This is a genomic window from Pseudoalteromonas rubra, from assembly GCF_001482385.1.
Lineage (GTDB): Bacteria > Pseudomonadota > Gammaproteobacteria > Enterobacterales > Alteromonadaceae > Pseudoalteromonas > Pseudoalteromonas ardens.
The window spans coordinates 2,399,944-2,416,573 of record NZ_CP013611.1 but is presented as its reverse complement, the minus strand read 5'-3'; the positions used below and the strand labels follow the sequence as shown (position 1 = coordinate 2,416,573).

Below are 16,630 nucleotides of genomic sequence, written 5' to 3'. Positions count from 1 at the left end.
CGCCTGATGCGCTGAACCCCATTGCTCTTGATACAGTGTTCAGCGTTACCAGATCTGCTCTACAAATTCAGGGTGGTCAACAAATGGGTTACGGTTGCCCTGGAACTGATATGCGCCGTCATTGCGGGCACGTTCCAGTGCATCAACCGGATCTGCCTGGTGCCAGCGTTTGAGCATAGTGATAACCCAGCTTTCAAAGACCTGATCACTGCTGCCATTGAGCACGGCATCTCCATTCGTGGAGTAGCTTTGCCAGCTGGCAATACGGTCCTGGTAACGGGTTGCCATATAGAAGTAGGCGCGGGCAAAATCTCCCTTGAACGCGTCGATAGGTTCAAATACAGTGCCACTGTATCCGATGCCAGAACCATTCCCGACTTTGCTGCCATTACTGGAGACATACGTACTGCTGCCAACCTCGCCAAACGGGAAACTGCTGCGACGATTATTCACATAGCCATCGGACGCAAAGATATGATGTATGTCCGAGTTCATTGGTTCAATCTTGCCGCCAAACCAGCTTTTCGGGAACGAATGTTCGCGGTTGTAGCAGTCGCCTTCCGTACGGGCGGTACCACACTGGTCGCTCACCGCCGTAAACTCGTGGCTGTCAGTGCCGGTTGGTTTTTCTGAGTAACGGTCCAGTACAGTGCCATTGTTCTCGAAGTAGCGGTCACGCTCGTATTGATCGATGAACGACCAGATAGCGCTATAGCCCTGATTGTTATGGCTGGCAATGATGTTGTGAAGTGCAGTTTTAAGTGCATAACCGCTTAAACCTGCTGCTGCACTGTAGTAACCGGTGGGGGTATCACCACCGCCGTCGCCACCCCCATTGTCCGTGCCCAGCGTGAAGCTATGCGAAGCTGATGAAGTGAACTGACTACCCGACGCCAGCGTTCCGGATGGTCCTGTCAGGCGATATGAGCCGTTTCCATAACTGCAACAAATACCGTCACCATAGCTGTCAGATATCGTAAAAGTGTATGAACCAGCTGTTAAACATACCGCTTCACTGTAGTTCTGGCTGGCCCCGTAATTTTGACCACTGGCCACAGTCGCGTTCGACGCGTTCTTAATAACCCAGCTGGTTTCTTCGCCATACCTGTCTGTGGTCAGACTGAAGGTGAGCGCGTGATCCTGGCAGCTTCCACCATCTGGCGGCGGGGTGGTTGACGCGCCGCTGGGCTGAAAGTTATCGACATAGACAATTTCGTTGCCGTCAAACCCGCTGACATCGTAAAAACGCAGGCCCACGGTGATTTGACCATTGCTGGTGGCCGTATAATCGTGGCGTAGTTGTTGCCATTGGTTTAATTGCTGTGGGTCTGAATAATTGTGATAACCGTCGGCTACCAGGCGAGCTCTGACGCCGCCTTCCGTATGATACACCCAGGTACTGAAGGTGTATGTCTTACCGGCCTCTACGGATACAGATTGTGTCAGATCCGTATTTCCCTGCGTTGTGGTCAGCACACTGACGGCCGCCGCTGTCAGTCCGCTTTGAACGCGATTTTGTTCGGTAGTCAAAGAGATACCCGAGTCAATGGTGGTCCAGTTACTGGGCTTGCCCAGCTGCCATTGTTCGAAATCTCCGTTGTTTACCTGTCCCCATGTCATGGTGCTGAGCAAGCTTAAGGCGCTGCCAGCCAGACTCTTTGTCAGGCACGAAGCCTGTTTTTTTGTAATCATTTTATTATTCCCGTGTTCTATTTTGTACTTATCATTGTTGTTTGGTTGTAAAAAACCGAGTGGAAGTTTAAAGGGTTTTTGTTACATTGTCGTTAACTTTTGTATTGTGCAAATCGGTACAATGATTTTTAATCTGTTTTATTTGGAGTTTTTGAATATCCATAACCAAATGGAATAACAAAGCAGATACTGTTCTTTTTGTCGCGCGGTGAGTTGCGTATCCTGCATGCTAAGAAAATGACCGAATTGCATCTATGTGCGCGGGTGGAACCGCCGGGGCAATTCGGCGGGGCAAGCTATATAAGGGTTATGGGGAAACAATCATCATGTTGTTAAGTCAACTCAGTGCCGCGGCCAGTCCGCTGACACAAGAACAACTGCAAAAATTACAGGGGTTAGTGGCGGAGCTTAATCCGATCCAGCAAGCTTGGGTCAGTGGTTACCTGGCTGCCAATGCAAACACCGCCGCGCTTGCGGGGAGTTTAGGACAGACGCCAGCGGCGGTTTCTGAAGCGGCGCCTTTGACCATTTTATATGGCTCGCAGACGGGTAATGCCAAAGGCGTTGCGGCTCAGTTAGAGAGTGCGGCAAAGGCACGTGGCCTGCAAACCAAGCTGGTTAATATGGCTGATTACAAGCCTTCAGCCTTGAAGAAAGAACAGTTTATTGCCGTTGCGGTATCCACCTACGGTGAGGGTGAACCACCTGAAGATGCTGAGACATTGCATGCCTTTTTGGCCGGTAAAAAAGCCCCGAAACTGGATGGTGTTCAAGTGGCTGTACTGGGCCTGGGTGATTCAAGCTATGAGTTCTTCTGTCAGACTGCCATTGATTTTGAAGAGCGCCTGCAAAAACTGGGTGCTGAGTCTGTCGTTGCACGTGCTGATTTAGATGTCGATTACGAAGATCAGGCAACAGCCTGGATTGACAGTGCCCTGGACGCGTTTGAGCCTGCGCTGAAAGCACAACAGGCGGATGCCGGTGCTAATGTGGTCGCTATGCCACTGGCAACGGCCGGTGCCCATGCCAGTCAATACACTAAGCAGAATCCGTTCAGCGCAGAAATCTCGGTGGTACAGAAGATCACCGGTCGTGACTCGACCAAAGATGTACGCCATGTAGAGATTTCACTGGAAGGGTCTGACATTGCGTATCAGCCAGGTGATTCACTGGGCGTTTTCTTCCTTAACGATGAGCAGCGTGTCGACGAAGTTATCGCCTTGCTTGCGCTGGAAGGGGATAGCGAAGTCACACTGGGCACTGAGACGCTAACACTGCGCACTGCGCTGATTGAAAAACTGGAACTCACGCAGTCTTACCCTGGTTTTGTCGAAAAATATGCGGCAGCAACAAGTAATGAAGAATTGAGTGCATTGGTGAGCGACAAAGCGGCGCTGCGCGAGTACATCGAAGCGCGCCAGATTTTCGATATCATCAAACAACAGGCAGGCACGCTGAGTGCACAGGCACTGGTGGACAGCTGTCGTAAGATCCAGCCACGCTTGTACTCTATTGCATCGAGCCAGGCTGAGGTTGAGGAAGAAGTGCACCTGACCGTAGGGTTGGTGGAATTTGACGCCTTTGGTGAAACCCATCAGGGCGGTTGCTCTGGCTACCTGGCGCATCGCGTTGAGGAAGGCACGCAAATTAAAGTGTTCAGCGAGCATAACGACAATTTCCGTTTGCCAGCAGACGACAATACACCGGTGATCATGGTAGGCCCGGGTACCGGTATCGCACCATTCCGTGCGTTCCTGCAAGAACGTGAAGCGCGTGATGCTGAGGGCGACAACTGGTTGTTCTTCGGTAACCCACACTTTACTCAGGACTTCCTGTATCAGGTTGAATTACAAAAGTACGTGAAATCGGGCGTACTGAATCGCATTGATCTGGCCTTTAGCCGTGATCAGGCGGACAAAATCTACGTTCAGGACCGTTTACGTGAGAAGGGTCAGGACGTATACACATGGTTGCAAAATGGTGCGCATTTTTATGTATGTGGAGACGCCAGCCGTATGGCCAAGGACGTTCATCAGGCATTAGTGGACATCGTTAAGCAGTATGCAGGTAAGAGCGACGAGGAAGCTGAAGAGTATCTCAAAGAGCTACGCAGCGCGGGTCGCTATCAAAAAGACGTGTACTAATCCTGCGGGATTAGTCTGTACACACCGTCACAGTGTAAGAATTTAGGAATAAAGATGAGCAATAGCGATTACAAACCCAACAGTAAGCTCGACCCAAACGCCAAACTGTCTGATAACGAGCGTTTGAAAACTCAGAGCAACCTGCTGCGTGGCACCATTAAAACCGACCTGGGCGATCAGCTGACCGGTGGATTCACTGCCGACAATTTCCAGTTGATCCGTTTCCACGGCATGTATCAGCAGGATGACCGTGATATCCGTGCTGAACGTATCAAGCAGAAGCTTGAGCCGATGCACAACGTGATGCTGCGTGCGCGGATGCCGGGCGGGATCATCAAGCCACATCAGTGGCTGGCGATCGACAAATTTGCGGAAGAAAAAACTGAGTATGGCAGCATTCGTCTGACCACGCGTCAGACTTTCCAGTTCCACGGTGTGTTGAAGCCACATATTAAAGAGATGCACCTGACTCTGAACGATGTGGGCATTGACTCCATCGCCACCGCAGGTGACGTAAACCGTAACGTCCTGTGTACCACCAACCCGGTTGAGTCTGAACTGCATCAGGAAGCTTATGAGTGGGCGGCACGCATCTCAGAGCACTTGCTGCCAAAAACCCGTGCTTATGCCGAGATCTGGCTCAATGGCGAAAAGCAGGAAACCACTGAAGAAGAGCCTGTGTTAGGTAGCACTTACCTGCCGCGTAAGTTCAAAACCACAGTGACTATTCCGCCGAATAACGAAGTGGATGTGCATGCCAATGACCTGAACTTTGTGGCCATTGCCGAAGATGGCAAGCTGGTGGGCTTTAACGTCCTGGTGGGCGGTGGTCTGGCCATGACCCATGGGGACGTAAATACCTATCCACGTAAGGCCGATGACTTTGGCTTTATCAGCCTGGATGACACCTTAGCTGTGGCTGAGCATGTAGTTGGTGTTCAGCGTGACTGGGGTAACCGCGCTAACCGTAAGAATGCAAAAACCAAATATACGCTGGATACCTTTGGTACGGATACGTTCAAAGCGGAGGTTGAAAAGCGCGCGGGTGTGACATTTGGTCCAAGCCGTCCGTATGAGTTCACCCACCGTGGTGACCGCATTGGCTGGGTAGAAGGGATAGATGGTAAGCACCACCTGACGGTCTTTATTCAAAGCGGCCGGATCCTGGATTATCCAGATAAACCACTGAAGACAGGGTGTCGCAAGATCGCCGAGATCCACCAGGGGGATTTCCGCATGACAGCAAACCAAAACCTGATCATCGCGGGTGTGCCGGCAGAGCAAAAAGCAGAAATTGAACAGCTGGCACGCGAACACGGTCTGATTGATGAGGGGCATACAGAGCAGCGCAAGAACTCAATGGCCTGTGTCTCATTGCCGACTTGTCCGTTGGCGATGGCGGAAGCAGAGCGTTACCTGCCTGACCTGATTGAAAAAACCGAAGCGATCCTGGCGAAGCATGAGATTGCTGATGATGACATCATTTTACGTGTTGTCGGTTGTCCGAACGGCTGTGGCCGCGCCATGCTGGCAGAAATTGGCTTTGTCGGTAAAGGACCTGGAAAGTATAACGTTTATCTGGGTGGTAATCGTGCAGGTACGCGGATCCCGAAACTGTATTTAGAAAACGTGGGTGAAGACGTATACCTGCCAGCGCTGGACGAGTTGATTGGTCAGTGGGCCAAAGAGCGTCAGCCGGAAGAGTGTTTTGGTGACTTTGTGATCCGTAAGGAAATTGTGGCGGAAGTGAAGGTGTCTAAAACCGACTTCCATGCATAATGAAGTGGGCGCTCAGCGCCCCTGACCACGGCTTTTAGCGGTGGTGGAATACTGGGAATGAGTAATGAGTGACTTTAAACAAATCCTGACGTTGGATAAGGCCTCACAACAGGCTTTATTGAATGATGCCAATGGCATGCTGGCGCAAAAAAGTGTCGAAGATCGCGTTATCTGGGCACTGGAAAATTTGCCAGATAACCCCATTTTATCATCCAGTTTTGGGATCCAGGCAGCGGTGATGCTGCACTTAGTAACCCGTCAGCGTCCGGATATCCCGGTGGTTCTGACAGATACCGGCTATTTGTTCCCGGAAACGTATCGCTTTATTGATGAACTGACGGAACAGCTGCAGCTGAATCTGAAAGTGTATCGCGCTGCACAGGGGCCGGCGTGGCAGGAAGCCAAATATGGCAAGCTGTGGGAGCAGGGTGAAGAGGGCATCAAGCGCTATAACACCTTGAATAAGGTTGAGCCGATGACTCGTGCACTGAACGAACTACAGGCCGGGACCTGGTTTAGTGGCTTACGTCGACAGCAATCTTCGACCCGCGCGGACAAGCAGATCTTAGAGATCAGCCGTGGCACGGTGAAAGTGTACCCTATCATCGACTGGCACAACCGCGATGTGTATCAGTATCTGACTAAACATGGTTTGTCTTACCATCCGCTATGGGATGAAGGCTATGTATCTATGGGCGATGTTCATACCACCCGTAAACTTGAGCCGGGCATGAGCGAGGAAGATACACGTTTCTTTGGCTTGAACCGGGAGTGTGGCTTGCACATTGATGGCGACGGTATATAGCAATCGTATTGTCTGAAAGCATATAAACAGCGGACTTTGCAACTTAGCTCAGTCCGCTTTTTTGTCACTATTGAGTCACAAAAGCTACACTGTGACTCATGAAGGAAATGAGCAGGTAAATGAGATGCGCCCAATTTACTGTCTGGTTGGTTTGTTGTGGTGGTTGGTATCGGGAAGCCTCAGTGCTCAGTCATTGAGTGGGGCTGACCCGCCGGTCTTGCGTGTCGCTTTACCGTATAACGCGTTTCCACCGTTTGTCACCGGTGACCCAGCCCGGCCTGGCGTGTTACCCGAGCTGTTGGCCAATTTTACTCTGGATGGTCAGCCGGTTCAGATAGCGTATATCCCGGAAGAGCGGTCGAAAAAGCTGATCAGCCAGGAGCAGATACATGTACGAATGGAGTCTGAATCCTGGTATCGCGGGAATAAGCCCATGTGCTGGAGCCCGGGATTATATTGGGTAGAGGATGTGTTGGTTACACATCAGGGGGCAAGAGCGCCCGAACAGGACTATCTGGGGTTTATTATGCTTGGCCGGTTTGGTTATACCTACCCGACCGTTGAGCAGGCACTGACACGGGGGGAGTTGCAACAGAAACTGTTTTATTCAGAGCGAGAGATGCTGGCTGCGCTGGCTTCGCCGGTAAAAGAGGATCGGCGCTTTGCTGTGATGAGTTTGCCTGCAATTCGCTGGCTGCAATTGAGTAACCCTAAGTTTGTCAGTGCGCTCAAGGTACATAACGTGGTGGATACCGCGCCTTTGCAATTACAATTTAATCATTCCAAACTGGGGTTACGTGGCTGTGCGCAATTTCGTGATTTCTTTGTGCGCTTTCGTCACTCTACCGAATATCACTCTATACTGTTAAAGTATGGCCTCGATATAAAAGGAGTGCCGCAATGAAGTACGCAAGTTATCTGTTAATTATGGTGATGCTGGTCGGCGTGGCGTCGCTGTTCGTTCTCAAGCGCCCAGACGGGCGTACCTGGTTGAGCCTGGATGATATTCTGGGTAAAGCGCAAACTCAGGCTCAGCACATGCTCGATGAGTCAAAGCAGCAGCTGGACAAAGCCGTGGATATGGTGAGTAGTTCCGATGCGCAGGCAGCACAGAAGCAGCCTGGTAAAATCTACAAATGGCAAGATGCACAGGGCAACTGGCACTATTCAGATCGACCGAATGCCCGTGGGCAAAGTGAAGAAATGACTTTAGACCCCAGCAAAATAACCATTATGGCAGCCGAAAATACCGACATTCTTAAACAGCTTAAAGTGCAGCAGGATGCCGGCCGCATTCCCAAAGATCTGCCGGCGAACATGAGCCCGGCCGACATCAAAAAGTTGGTGCAGGACGCGCAGAACATCGAAAAACTGATGCAGGAACGCAGTAAAAAGCTGGAGGAACTATAGCCTCAGAGCTGCGCTTCGACATACTCGGCGATCGCCAGGCTGGCGGTGAGTCCGGGTGATTCGATACCAAACAGGTTGATGAGTCCATTGATCTGATGGTGCTGATGTCCCTCAATTACAAAATCCTGTCCTTTGTCCCGAGACAGCTTAGGCCTGATCCCGGCATAGTCCGGCTTTAGCCGCTCAGGGTCCAGCGCGGGCCAGTAGCTTTGTATGGCCTCAACAAAGCGGGCCTTGGCATCGGGGTCAAGTTGGTAATCGAGGTGATCAATAAAGTGTGTGTCAGGGCCAAATCTCAGCTGGCCGGCCATGTCTAACGTTGCGTGGATCCCTAAACCATGTTGTTCAGGCATCGGATAAATGAGATTACTGAATGGGTGATGGCCCTGATAAGAGAAATACTGACCGCGACACAGGTGGCTTTGTGGAATGTGGCGTTCTCTCAGCCCATTGATGCGTTTAGCATTATCCTGTGCAAACAGACCTCCAGCATTGATCAGCGTATCGCAGCTAAGCGCAAAGGCTTCTCCGTCACAATCCAGCGTAATGTGAAACCCACTGGTTGTGTGTTCAGCAGAATCAAAACGCGTGTGACAGACCAGATTGCCACCAGCTTGCTCTAATTGATGAACCAGTGACAGCATAAACTGATGACTGTCGATAATGCCTGTGGATGGAGAAAACAGCGCAGCGCTGGCAGATAATCCTGGTGCCATATCCCCAACCTGGGTCTGACTGAGCGGCGTCAGATCGTCAACCCCATTGCGTTTTGCCTGCGCTTCGATGGCAGCCAGTTTATCGTATTCTGCCGCTGTGCGGGCAAACAGGATTTTACCTAGTTGCTTTACAGGTACATGGAAACGCGCGCAATGGGCGTATAATAAGGCCTTACCGCGGACACACAAGTGTGCTTTGAGGCTGTGTTCGTCGTAATAGAGCCCGGCGTGGATCACTTCGCTGTTACGGCTACTGGTGTGTTCGCCAAATTGCCCCATCTGGTCGATGACCAGGACGGAGCGGGTCTGACTGAGGCGTGCAGCAATGGCTAGGCCAATAACGCCTGCGCCAATGATGACTGTTTCTACATGGTCCATGATACTGTGTGAGTGAGCGGCTGAAAGGCAAAAGTGTAACGAAATGCCTGCGCTTAGGCAAAAACTGGCTGGATGGGAGATATCCTGTAACCCGAATCAGTCTGGCTTTTCTCTGCGCATCAGCAAAATTGTCAGGTAAATCTTGGTTGGTAATGAACAGATCAGGCCAACGGCAATACAGGCTGCGCCCAATACGTAACCTGTGGGCCCCAGCTCAGTCAGCCACTGTGCACTTAGCAGCGTGTGGCCTGTAAAAATGAGCAACAGTCCACACACAATGACACAGTGAAGAATAACAATCAGACGTTTTTGTGTGCTCACGATCTTAGCCTCCGGGTTTGGGCTAAGTTCATTGTGCGGTTTTAAACAATAAAAAGCGTTGCGCTACATCAAACAGACGTTATTGTTATCGACGTTCAACGACTGCAGCAGTCATACGGGCGACACAGCAGAGCTCGCCACGGGCATTAACGATTTTCACTTCCCAGACGGAGGTACGGCGGCCCAAATGTAAAGGCCGTGCCGTTGCGGTGAGGATGCCATTGCGTGATGCTTTCAGGTGATTCGCGTTGATCTCCTGCCCGACACAGTAAAAGCGCTCAAAGTCGACTACAAAGTTGGCCGCATAACTAGCAACGGTCTCGGCCAGTGCGACGTTGGCGCCACCGTGTACCATGCCCAGCGGGTTATGATGTGCAGGGGTTGCCGGCATGGTGGCAACCAAATAATCATCGCCAATTTCACTGATGGCGATCCCGAGCGTTTGCATGAGCGTGCCTTTTTGATGAAGTCCTTCATCCAGCGTTTGACATTGTGCTAACGTAATTGGGCGGTACCAGATACTCACTCCGTGTGCTCCCGGTTATCCGAACGAAATGGGCTTTCGACCCGTCACGCTGTCGACGTTGTTTTTTCGCTTATTGCGTTTCTTTTTGCCAGACTGGCTTGGCTTTTTGCCTTTGTCAGAGGCTTGAGGTGCACTGTTTTGGTGCGCCGCGGGTGGATTAGGCTGGCTGCGCTCGGCGGGCACGGCGCCCTCTGCCAGGGTCAGCATAAAGGTTTCTTCGTTAAAATAGAGGGTGTCTCCGGCGTATAGCTTCTTGCGTTTAACCGTACAAAGCTCGCCGTTGACACCCACAAATCCAGCCGCAATCAGCTGCTTAGCTTGTCCGCCACTCTCTGCAAAGTCTAATACTTTTAACAGGTTACAAAGTTCAATTGGCTCTTCTTCAAGCTCTATTTCGATATATTCTTGATTCATATCACAACCTCACTGGATGTTTTGCGACAGTATAGCGCGACGCTGCGGTGAACCACGAAACTTTTTCGCTGATCACAGTGTCTTTAATGTAATTGCAGCATTTGGTGTGTATCTTGCACGCCGATCGGAGTCGGGCGGTTTTGAGCCGTCGCTTTTAGCAGTCAGTCGCTGCGGCTTTTGTAAATTATGACAACAGGAGACACACCATGGGGATCCGTTCTGTATTAAAAAAAGATCTGATGAACTTAGAGGCATCCGGATTAATGACAGCAGATGATGTGCGTGGCTATCTCAATACTCAGCTCAATCAGGGCCTGGACAAATTGACACTGATCTCACGATTCAATGAACATCATAGCCAGGTACAAGCCGGCTTACCCAGCCAGGAAAGTGACCTGACGTTTGAGCGCCACCGTCTGTTTAAAGAAATTGTCTATCCCAAATCGGCGGTACAAAATTGGCTGACGCGCAGCCACTGATGCCGGGAGTGGCGATGACCCAATGGACCGGTGTCAGGCTGCTGTGGTTTACTCAGACCATAATAACAAGAACAGGGATCTTTCATGAAAGTATGGTCAGTGGCTGGATGTGTGTTATTGAGCGCCTGCAGTACACACCCTGTGGTACACGTATTCCACACATCTTTGGACGACACACAACAGCAAAGATTGGTCAGCCAGTTAGAGCAGGCCAATATACACTATGTCTTGAATGACCTGCCGGTGCCCCCAGAATACAACAGTGATGGTGATACTGTCCGCCTGAATCGTTTTCCCGCAGACCAAAATGTGGTTCTGATCTCACAATTGTCTGAGATGGTCCATGCGTTAGGATACGCTGGGCTCGATGTGCAGGATTTTAACGGCGAATTTCATCGTTTCAGCGAGGGCAACTACGGTTTGTACTTTCCGGGTAATAAGACGTCGGTGAGCTTGCCAGAAGTGCTCCATTCCCACGACTGCGCGATGGACGCTTTTCAGATTGAGCTGAAGACGAGCGGAGACTGGGTTCTCTCCGGGACTGCGACGCAAGGGCAGTGGCAATACAATGCCCCCTATTTAACGCTGATCTGGAATGATGGTCGTGGCGCGATGCAACAAGCCTATCAGATGACTTCGCATACTGTGAAAACCAGGTTTGGTGAGAAACCTGCGGTCACATACCAGGTAATGGGCCATCGCAGTTATGCAGCCATTCCCATTTTTAACTGTGATTTGCAGGTGATCTATGCTGAATAACCAGCAGCAACGGCGAACAGACAGCGCTAACCGTTGCTGAACATGGCGTCTCGTTTATGGCTGGTTGGCATTATTCATACTGGCAATGAAGGCATTTGAATCCTCAATAGAGCGATTCATATCGGTGATCAGCGACTGAATATCGCGTTTTAATCCACTAAACTCGCCCTTGATGGCAGCAATCGCTTGCGCATTGAGATTGTGTTTTAAGTACAGCACGTTGTCTTTTAGAGAATCCAGTACGGGCTGCATTTTTGCTTCACTGGCACGCATTGAACGCAGTAGCTTATCAAATTGACGTTGGGTCTGACGGAGCTTTTGTTCACTCTGACGTTTCAGTTTGGCGCTTGAATACTGCGTCAGCTCGTCCTGCCATTCAGCAAACAAGGCTTCTGCAACATCCTCGACCTTGTCTATGTTGGTACGGACATCCTGCGCGGCGGCTTCACTGGCGAGATAGTCATCATTGAGTTGTTCATAGACACTTTGCAACTCACCACCGTTAAAGTTGATAAGGGCCGTCAGGCGCTCCAGTGCAGACTGGAATTCCTGCTGTGTGGCTTGCTGTGCTGCTTTGGTATTTTCCACCCGATCGACTAAGATTTCACGCTTGTGCACACCCACTTTTTCCCAGGCGGCATAGTAGGCACTTTGACAGGCACTGAGCAAACACAGGGTGAAGATGACGAGGCTCTTTTTTATCACAGAATTGTTCATCGGCTTTCCTAATGCGGTTGAAACAGAACGGCTTATACTTAATTGAGACTCTATGAATTATGACTGGGATTGGTAAGATGTGCAAAACTCACTCTGTAAACCTGTGTAATGATGAATGAATTGTGGTTACAGCGCCTGTTGCATCTGAGGCAGCAGGGCAAGCTATTTTTAAGCGCTCAGCCGCTCTGGTGGCTGCGTTTTTACCAGCGCTGCCAGCAAGATCAGCTCATGATCAATGCCGGTTATCTGGCCTACGTCACCTTGCTGTCTTTGATCCCGCTGGTGGCGGTTGGGGTGGCGATATTTACGGCGTTCCCGGGCTTTCAGGATACACGAGACGCCATAGAACATTTCATCTTTACGAATTTTGTGCCGACTTCGACTGACACCATTAAAGCCCATATCAGTGCTTTTACCGGCAATGCCAATCAGATGACTGCGGTGGGGATTGGCTTTTTGACAGCCGTTGCCCTGTTGTTGATCCGCAATGTGGACGCTGCCCTCAATCGTATCTGGCGAGTGGAAAAGTCCCGGCCGATGATGATTTCCTTCGCGATATACTGGATGGTACTGACACTGGGGCCGGTATTGTTGGGAGCCAGTATTGGGGTGACCTCTTATATTGTGTCTTTGGTATCGTTTGCCGATCAGGGGATCCCGGGCTTTAGTGGCTTTTTATTGAAGCTTTTGCCCTATGTTATTTCCATGGCAGGCTTTTTTATGCTCTATACTTTAGTACCAAATACACGCGTGTCTTATCAGGCAGCGATACCCGGGGCATTTTTTGCGGCTTTATTGTTTGAGCTGACTAAAAAAGGCTTTGCCCTGTATATCAGCCATTTCCCCTCGTATGAGGTGATCTACGGTGCCTTGGCGACAGTGCCTATTTTGTTTGTGTGGGTTTACTTGTCCTGGATGGTGGTGCTGTTAGGTGCTGAATTTACTGCCTGTTTGTCCGAAAAGGAATGTGAGGAACAAGACACACCAGAATAAAGAGGTGTGCAATGACTCAATTATATCGGCTGGAGTCTCCGCGACGTAGTTTTCACCTGGCGGTGTCCGATGGGCACCAGCTACATATTGAAGAGTTTGGGTTGGAGAGCGGGTTGCCTGTGGTGATCTGCCATGGTGGCCCGGGTAGCGGATTGTGCCGTAGCTCGGCCAGTTATTTTAACCCGCAACGCTATCGGATCATCTTATTTAGCCAGCGCGGATGCGGTCAGTCTTCGCCTCAGCAACTTACCCACAACACTACAGAGCACTTACTGCAGGACATAGATTGTCTGCTGACTTATTTAGGGATCAGGCAGTGTGTGCTGGCGGGTGGCTCCTGGGGTGCCACATTAGCGCTGTTGTTCGCACAGCGCTTCCCGGAGCGCGTGCAGGGTTTGGTTCTCTGGGCAACCTTTCTGGGGTGCCAGAGCGATTTACAGTGGCTCTATGGTGTGAGCGGTGTGGGGGCGCAATTTTATCCGGAGCGTTATCAAATTTTTAGCCAGGGGGAAGGAGATTATAAGGCGGTGTTGGCGCATTATGCCCGGTTGCTGCATTGCCAAGATGAAGTGGCCGTGCGACGGGCTGCCCAGCAATGGCATGATTGGGATCGTCAGTTGAGCATTGGCAGCCAGGCATTGCGTTATCAGCTGGACCATGAACAGGCGGTTGTTCAGCAGGCCCGGATCATGGTGCATTATTTCCACTCACGTTGTTTTATCGAGGAGCAGCAGATCTTTGCGTATGCTGACAAACTCAAGCGTCTGCCAGTCTGGATGATCCATAGCCGTCACGATTACGTCTGTCGTTTTGCGATGGCGCAGGCACTCGCTGAGCAACTGAATGCACGGTTATTGATCCTTGAAGAAGTTGGGCACTGCGCCACAAATGCAGTATATTCCGAAGCCATACGTCGCGCGGCTGATCTGCTGCTGTGTAAGCTGGCACATTAGGCGCATTATCAATCATATCCGCAAACCATTGAGGTAACAGTGCAGGGATTAATTCAAAGAGTCAGTCAGGCCAGTGTGGTGGTCGAAGGTGAGTGTGTTGGTCAAATTGGTCAGGGGATCCTGGTATTACTCGGCGTGGAAAAGGCCGATGAGCAAAAAAGTGCTGACAGCTTGCTACATAAAATCAGTAACTATCGTATTTTTACAGATGCACAGGGCAAAATGAATCTGAGTCTGAGAGACATAGAAGGAGAGTTGCTGGTGGTGTCTCAGTTTACGCTGGCTGCGGATACCAAAAAAGGCATGCGACCGAGTTTTTCTTCTGCTGCCACGCCAGCCCAGGCTGAGGCGCTTTACGAGTATTTCGTGGCTCAGGCAAAGGCGTCTGGGTTGCGGGTCGCGACTGGCCGCTTTGCCGCAGATATGCAGGTCAGCCTGTGTAATGATGGTCCTGTGACCTTTAATTTATCGGTTTAATACCAATTTGCTTAATTAAGTGAGCTATTTTGAGGCGATAAAATAGTGTCGATAACACCGCTCCCGCGTCCTGCTACCGCTGAGGCACCTACATCCCTATAGGCGAGGCAAAAATTTGTGAACCTATGTCTAAGGTATAAGGTTCTAAATGAGAAATTTTTAACGCTGTTAGCGTCCTATTTGCTCCTTCAAATAGGCCAGGTATTAAGTGAAATTGGTATAAGCAGGCCGTGCTCAGCGCGTCAAAGAAATAATGTGATTGGCGTAGTCGGGCACTTTGTGTACAAAAGGTTTTTTACCAAAGTTAGTAATAAGCAGGTGCTCGAGCTGTTTTAGCTGCGAATCGTGCTCGGCAAGAAAATTGATATACAACCTGCCACCCTCGCTGAGGGTGGCACGAATTTGTGTGTAAAACTTGTGTTCGTACAAAAATCGGGGGGCATCAAGCTGACTGAATAAATCCAGGATGATCCAGTCATAACGGCCATTGTTCTCCAGTGCCTGATAGGCATCGCTACAACTGACATTGGAGATAGGATCACCTCCAAAATAGCGCTTATAACAATGAATAATGTCAGGGTTATTATCGATAGAGGTAATCTGACAATCCGGGTAGCTGATGTGCAGATAATCCCGGATAGCACCCGCACCCAGCCCCAATTCCAGCACTTTGCCTGGGGCAGGACATTTTTGCCACAGCGCTGCTAATATCTGTAAATGCGGAAAAAGCAGCCTCTCCGGATGATTGAGCTCAATCACGGATTGCAGTGTGTCGTTTATCAGTAACCAGCGTAAGGTTTTTTCCTGGCGTACCTGTATGCTGATCTTGCCATGCTTATGCCAATACAGCAGGTGCCCGAGTTGATGACTCTGGTGCACAAACTCGTTACTGATGGTACCGGGTTCAGTAATAAAATCTTGCATAGTTACATCAGCATAGCTTGGCTTCACAGTTCTGCCACCGCGTTTCGTTGAATTTACATGACAAATTGACCAAATCTGGCCGATCATTCCCTGTTGCACACTTTTCTTGTAAGGTAAGGTCCATAAATTAGACAAAAGTTCCCCGCAAAAATGGGGGACCAGTTTGCATGAGCCGGGCACATCACCCCGCAGCGACAGGAAAAGTACAGGAGTCACCATGTTTCAAATAACAGCGCCACAGAGCAGTGAAGATTGGCAAGCGTATTATCAACTACGATGGCAGGTTTTGCGGGCACCCTGGGATCAACCCAGAGGTAGCGAACAGGATGATCTGGAGCAGGAAGCAGAGCATCGTTATATCAAAAACAACGAAGGTCAGGTGCTGGGTGTGGCACGCCTGCATTTTAATAATCAGCAGCAAGCGCAGGTTCGTTATATGGCCGTTGACGAAGCGCATCGAGGCCATCATCTTGGCAGTCGATTACTGCACGAGCTGGAGAAAATTGCCTGGACGCAGAAGGCCGAAGAGTTGGTGTTGTTTGCCCGTGAACGTGCGTTGGCTTTTTATGAGCGCCACGGTTATCAGATGGTCGAAAAAGCCCATCTTTCTTATGGTGATGTACAACACTGGAAAATGGTGAAACAGCGGCCCTCAGAGCCTGGCTGGTTCCGCCATCCACAGTGGACCCAAGTGTTACAGAATACCTGGAGAGAGTCGATCCCTATTAGTGATGCGATGGGGATTAAGGTTGAAAGTTACACTGACTGGCAATTCTCAACTCGCGCAGATCTGAAAGCGAATCTGAATCTACATAATTCGATGTTTGCGGGATCGGTTTACAGCATGGCCACCTTAACTGGGTGGGGGGCGACGTATCTGGCGCTGAAAGAATTGGCTCTGGAAGGCAATATTGTGCTGGCAGATGCTAATATTCAATATCTGAAACCCTTAACCACAGCTCCCAGTGCCACGGTCACATTGGTCGATTGCAGTGGTGAGTTGAGCGCGCTTAATGAAGAGGGTAAAGCTAAGTATCGTGTGCCGGTGAACGTTTACGACGGTGATGTGTTGGTTGCGAAGTTTGAAGGGTTGTTTGTGGTGATCAAATAATGCAATGATGGCCTGCCTATGCAGGCCATCAT

The 16,630-nt window shown here is 50.3% G+C and carries 18 protein-coding genes; 11 read left to right on the top strand and 7 right to left on the bottom strand.

From position 1 onward, the window contains the following. Window positions 1–45: 45 nt before the first annotated feature. Window positions 46–1,692, bottom strand: coding sequence for an endonuclease (locus tag AT705_RS10705; protein ID WP_058796576.1), 1,647 nt, complete (start codon window positions 1,690–1,692; stop codon window positions 46–48). Window positions 1,693–2,018: 326 nt separating this feature from the next. Here AT705_RS10705 and AT705_RS10700 point away from each other — a divergent pair, with 326 nt between their 5' ends. The 5 genes from AT705_RS10700 to AT705_RS10680 all read left to right on the top strand — a co-directional run bounded on the left by AT705_RS10700 (window position 2,019) and on the right by AT705_RS10680 (window position 7,830). Continuing rightward, window positions 2,019–3,836 carry an assimilatory sulfite reductase (NADPH) flavoprotein subunit gene (locus AT705_RS10700; RefSeq protein ID WP_058797979.1) on the top strand — a complete coding sequence of 606 codons (1,818 nt, stop codon included), beginning with the start codon at window positions 2,019–2,021 and terminating at the stop codon, window positions 3,834–3,836. Window positions 3,837–3,890: 54 nt separating this feature from the next. Next, a complete protein-coding gene (gene cysI, locus AT705_RS10695; protein WP_058796575.1) occupies window positions 3,891–5,615 on the top strand; it encodes an assimilatory sulfite reductase (NADPH) hemoprotein subunit in 1,725 nt (574 codons plus the stop codon). Between the two features lie 64 nt (window positions 5,616–5,679). Next, window positions 5,680–6,420 carry a phosphoadenylyl-sulfate reductase gene (locus AT705_RS10690; protein ID WP_049864117.1) on the top strand — a complete coding sequence of 247 codons (741 nt, stop codon included), beginning with the start codon at window positions 5,680–5,682 and terminating at the stop codon, window positions 6,418–6,420. A gap of 124 nt (window positions 6,421–6,544) precedes the next feature. Further along, a complete protein-coding gene (locus AT705_RS10685; protein WP_058796574.1) occupies window positions 6,545–7,324 on the top strand; it encodes a hypothetical protein in 780 nt (259 codons plus the stop codon). Next, complete coding sequence (locus AT705_RS10680; RefSeq protein ID WP_058796573.1) at window positions 7,321–7,830, top strand: DUF4124 domain-containing protein; 510 nt, start codon at window positions 7,321–7,323, stop codon at window positions 7,828–7,830. The genes AT705_RS10685 and AT705_RS10680 overlap by 4 nt, the downstream gene beginning before the upstream one ends. A gap of 2 nt (window positions 7,831–7,832) precedes the next feature. On the opposite strand, the gene AT705_RS10675 is transcribed toward AT705_RS10680, so the two are convergent. The 4 genes from AT705_RS10675 to AT705_RS10660 form a co-directional block, all read right to left on the bottom strand. After that, on the bottom strand, window positions 7,833–8,924 hold the full coding sequence (locus AT705_RS10675; protein WP_058796572.1) for an NAD(P)/FAD-dependent oxidoreductase: 1,092 nt from the start codon (window positions 8,922–8,924) through the stop codon (window positions 7,833–7,835). Window positions 8,925–9,020: 96 nt separating this feature from the next. Further along, window positions 9,021–9,245, bottom strand: coding sequence for a hypothetical protein (locus AT705_RS10670; RefSeq protein ID WP_049864113.1), 225 nt, complete (start codon window positions 9,243–9,245; stop codon window positions 9,021–9,023). Between the two features lie 85 nt (window positions 9,246–9,330). Continuing rightward, the gene (locus tag AT705_RS10665) at window positions 9,331–9,771 is read right to left on the bottom strand and encodes a PaaI family thioesterase (RefSeq protein WP_058796571.1); all 441 of its coding nucleotides are present in this window, start codon (window positions 9,769–9,771) and stop codon (window positions 9,331–9,333) included. 15 nt (window positions 9,772–9,786) lie between these two features. Continuing rightward, window positions 9,787–10,185, bottom strand: a complete 399-nt coding sequence (locus AT705_RS10660; protein WP_058796570.1) for an RNA-binding S4 domain-containing protein — start codon at window positions 10,183–10,185, stop codon at window positions 9,787–9,789. Window positions 10,186–10,391: 206 nt separating this feature from the next. On the opposite strand from AT705_RS10660, the gene AT705_RS10655 reads away from it, so the two are divergent. Both AT705_RS10655 and AT705_RS10650 read left to right on the top strand, forming a co-directional pair. After that, the gene (locus AT705_RS10655) at window positions 10,392–10,664 is read left to right on the top strand and encodes a hypothetical protein (protein WP_058796569.1); all 273 of its coding nucleotides are present in this window, start codon (window positions 10,392–10,394) and stop codon (window positions 10,662–10,664) included. An 84-nt stretch (window positions 10,665–10,748) separates the two neighbouring features. After that, window positions 10,749–11,423, top strand: a complete 675-nt coding sequence (locus AT705_RS10650; RefSeq protein ID WP_058796568.1) for a hypothetical protein — start codon at window positions 10,749–10,751, stop codon at window positions 11,421–11,423. Between the two features lie 54 nt (window positions 11,424–11,477). Here the strand turns inward: AT705_RS10650 and AT705_RS10645 are convergent, their stop codons facing one another. Then, window positions 11,478–12,140: a DUF2959 domain-containing protein gene (locus AT705_RS10645; protein ID WP_058796567.1), complete on the bottom strand. Its 663-nt coding sequence runs from the start codon at window positions 12,138–12,140 to the stop codon at window positions 11,478–11,480. Window positions 12,141–12,248: 108 nt separating this feature from the next. On the opposite strand from AT705_RS10645, the gene AT705_RS10640 reads away from it, so the two are divergent. The 3 genes from AT705_RS10640 to dtd are packed head-to-tail and all read left to right on the top strand — an operon-like array spanning window position 12,249 to window position 14,563. Beyond that, the gene (locus AT705_RS10640) at window positions 12,249–13,133 is read left to right on the top strand and encodes a virulence factor BrkB family protein (protein ID WP_417712391.1); all 885 of its coding nucleotides are present in this window, start codon (window positions 12,249–12,251) and stop codon (window positions 13,131–13,133) included. A gap of 11 nt (window positions 13,134–13,144) precedes the next feature. Next, the gene (locus AT705_RS10635; protein ID WP_058796566.1) at window positions 13,145–14,086 is read left to right on the top strand and encodes an alpha/beta fold hydrolase; all 942 of its coding nucleotides are present in this window, start codon (window positions 13,145–13,147) and stop codon (window positions 14,084–14,086) included. A gap of 39 nt (window positions 14,087–14,125) precedes the next feature. Next, the gene (dtd, locus tag AT705_RS10630; RefSeq protein WP_049864107.1) at window positions 14,126–14,563 is read left to right on the top strand and encodes a D-aminoacyl-tRNA deacylase; all 438 of its coding nucleotides are present in this window, start codon (window positions 14,126–14,128) and stop codon (window positions 14,561–14,563) included. Between the two features lie 234 nt (window positions 14,564–14,797). Here dtd and AT705_RS10625 read toward each other — a convergent pair whose 3' ends face one another. After that, window positions 14,798–15,487, bottom strand: a complete 690-nt coding sequence (locus AT705_RS10625; RefSeq protein WP_058797978.1) for a spermidine synthase — start codon at window positions 15,485–15,487, stop codon at window positions 14,798–14,800. Window positions 15,488–15,704: 217 nt separating this feature from the next. Between AT705_RS10625 and AT705_RS10620 the strand changes: the two genes are divergently transcribed. Further along, window positions 15,705–16,598: a bifunctional GNAT family N-acetyltransferase/hotdog fold thioesterase gene (locus AT705_RS10620; protein WP_058796565.1), complete on the top strand. Its 894-nt coding sequence runs from the start codon at window positions 15,705–15,707 to the stop codon at window positions 16,596–16,598. Window positions 16,599–16,630: the final 32 nt, after the last annotated feature.

What these genes read in the sequence shown, in the direction of transcription:
- AT705_RS10705 (WP_058796576.1), bottom strand. Translation starts at nt 1,692, where the DNA reads ATGATTACAAAAAAACAGGCTTCGTGCCTGACAAAGAGTCTGGCTGGC.
- AT705_RS10700 (WP_058797979.1), top strand. Translation starts at nt 2,019, where the DNA reads ATGTTGTTAAGTCAACTCAGTGCCGCGGCCAGTCCGCTGACACAAGAA.
- cysI (WP_058796575.1), top strand. Translation starts at nt 3,891, where the DNA reads ATGAGCAATAGCGATTACAAACCCAACAGTAAGCTCGACCCAAACGCC.
- AT705_RS10690 (WP_049864117.1), top strand. Translation starts at nt 5,680, where the DNA reads ATGAGTGACTTTAAACAAATCCTGACGTTGGATAAGGCCTCACAACAG.
- AT705_RS10685 (WP_058796574.1), top strand. Translation starts at nt 6,545, where the DNA reads ATGCGCCCAATTTACTGTCTGGTTGGTTTGTTGTGGTGGTTGGTATCG.
- AT705_RS10680 (WP_058796573.1), top strand. Translation starts at nt 7,321, where the DNA reads ATGAAGTACGCAAGTTATCTGTTAATTATGGTGATGCTGGTCGGCGTG.
- AT705_RS10675 (WP_058796572.1), bottom strand. Translation starts at nt 8,924, where the DNA reads ATGGACCATGTAGAAACAGTCATCATTGGCGCAGGCGTTATTGGCCTA.
- AT705_RS10660 (WP_058796570.1), bottom strand. Translation starts at nt 10,185, where the DNA reads ATGAATCAAGAATATATCGAAATAGAGCTTGAAGAAGAGCCAATTGAA.
- AT705_RS10655 (WP_058796569.1), top strand. Translation starts at nt 10,392, where the DNA reads ATGGGGATCCGTTCTGTATTAAAAAAAGATCTGATGAACTTAGAGGCA.
- AT705_RS10650 (WP_058796568.1), top strand. Translation starts at nt 10,749, where the DNA reads ATGAAAGTATGGTCAGTGGCTGGATGTGTGTTATTGAGCGCCTGCAGT.
- AT705_RS10645 (WP_058796567.1), bottom strand. Translation starts at nt 12,140, where the DNA reads ATGAACAATTCTGTGATAAAAAAGAGCCTCGTCATCTTCACCCTGTGT.
- AT705_RS10640 (WP_417712391.1), top strand. Translation starts at nt 12,249, where the DNA reads ATGATGAATGAATTGTGGTTACAGCGCCTGTTGCATCTGAGGCAGCAG.
- AT705_RS10635 (WP_058796566.1), top strand. Translation starts at nt 13,145, where the DNA reads ATGACTCAATTATATCGGCTGGAGTCTCCGCGACGTAGTTTTCACCTG.
- AT705_RS10625 (WP_058797978.1), bottom strand. Translation starts at nt 15,487, where the DNA reads ATGCAAGATTTTATTACTGAACCCGGTACCATCAGTAACGAGTTTGTG.
- AT705_RS10620 (WP_058796565.1), top strand. Translation starts at nt 15,705, where the DNA reads ATGTTTCAAATAACAGCGCCACAGAGCAGTGAAGATTGGCAAGCGTAT.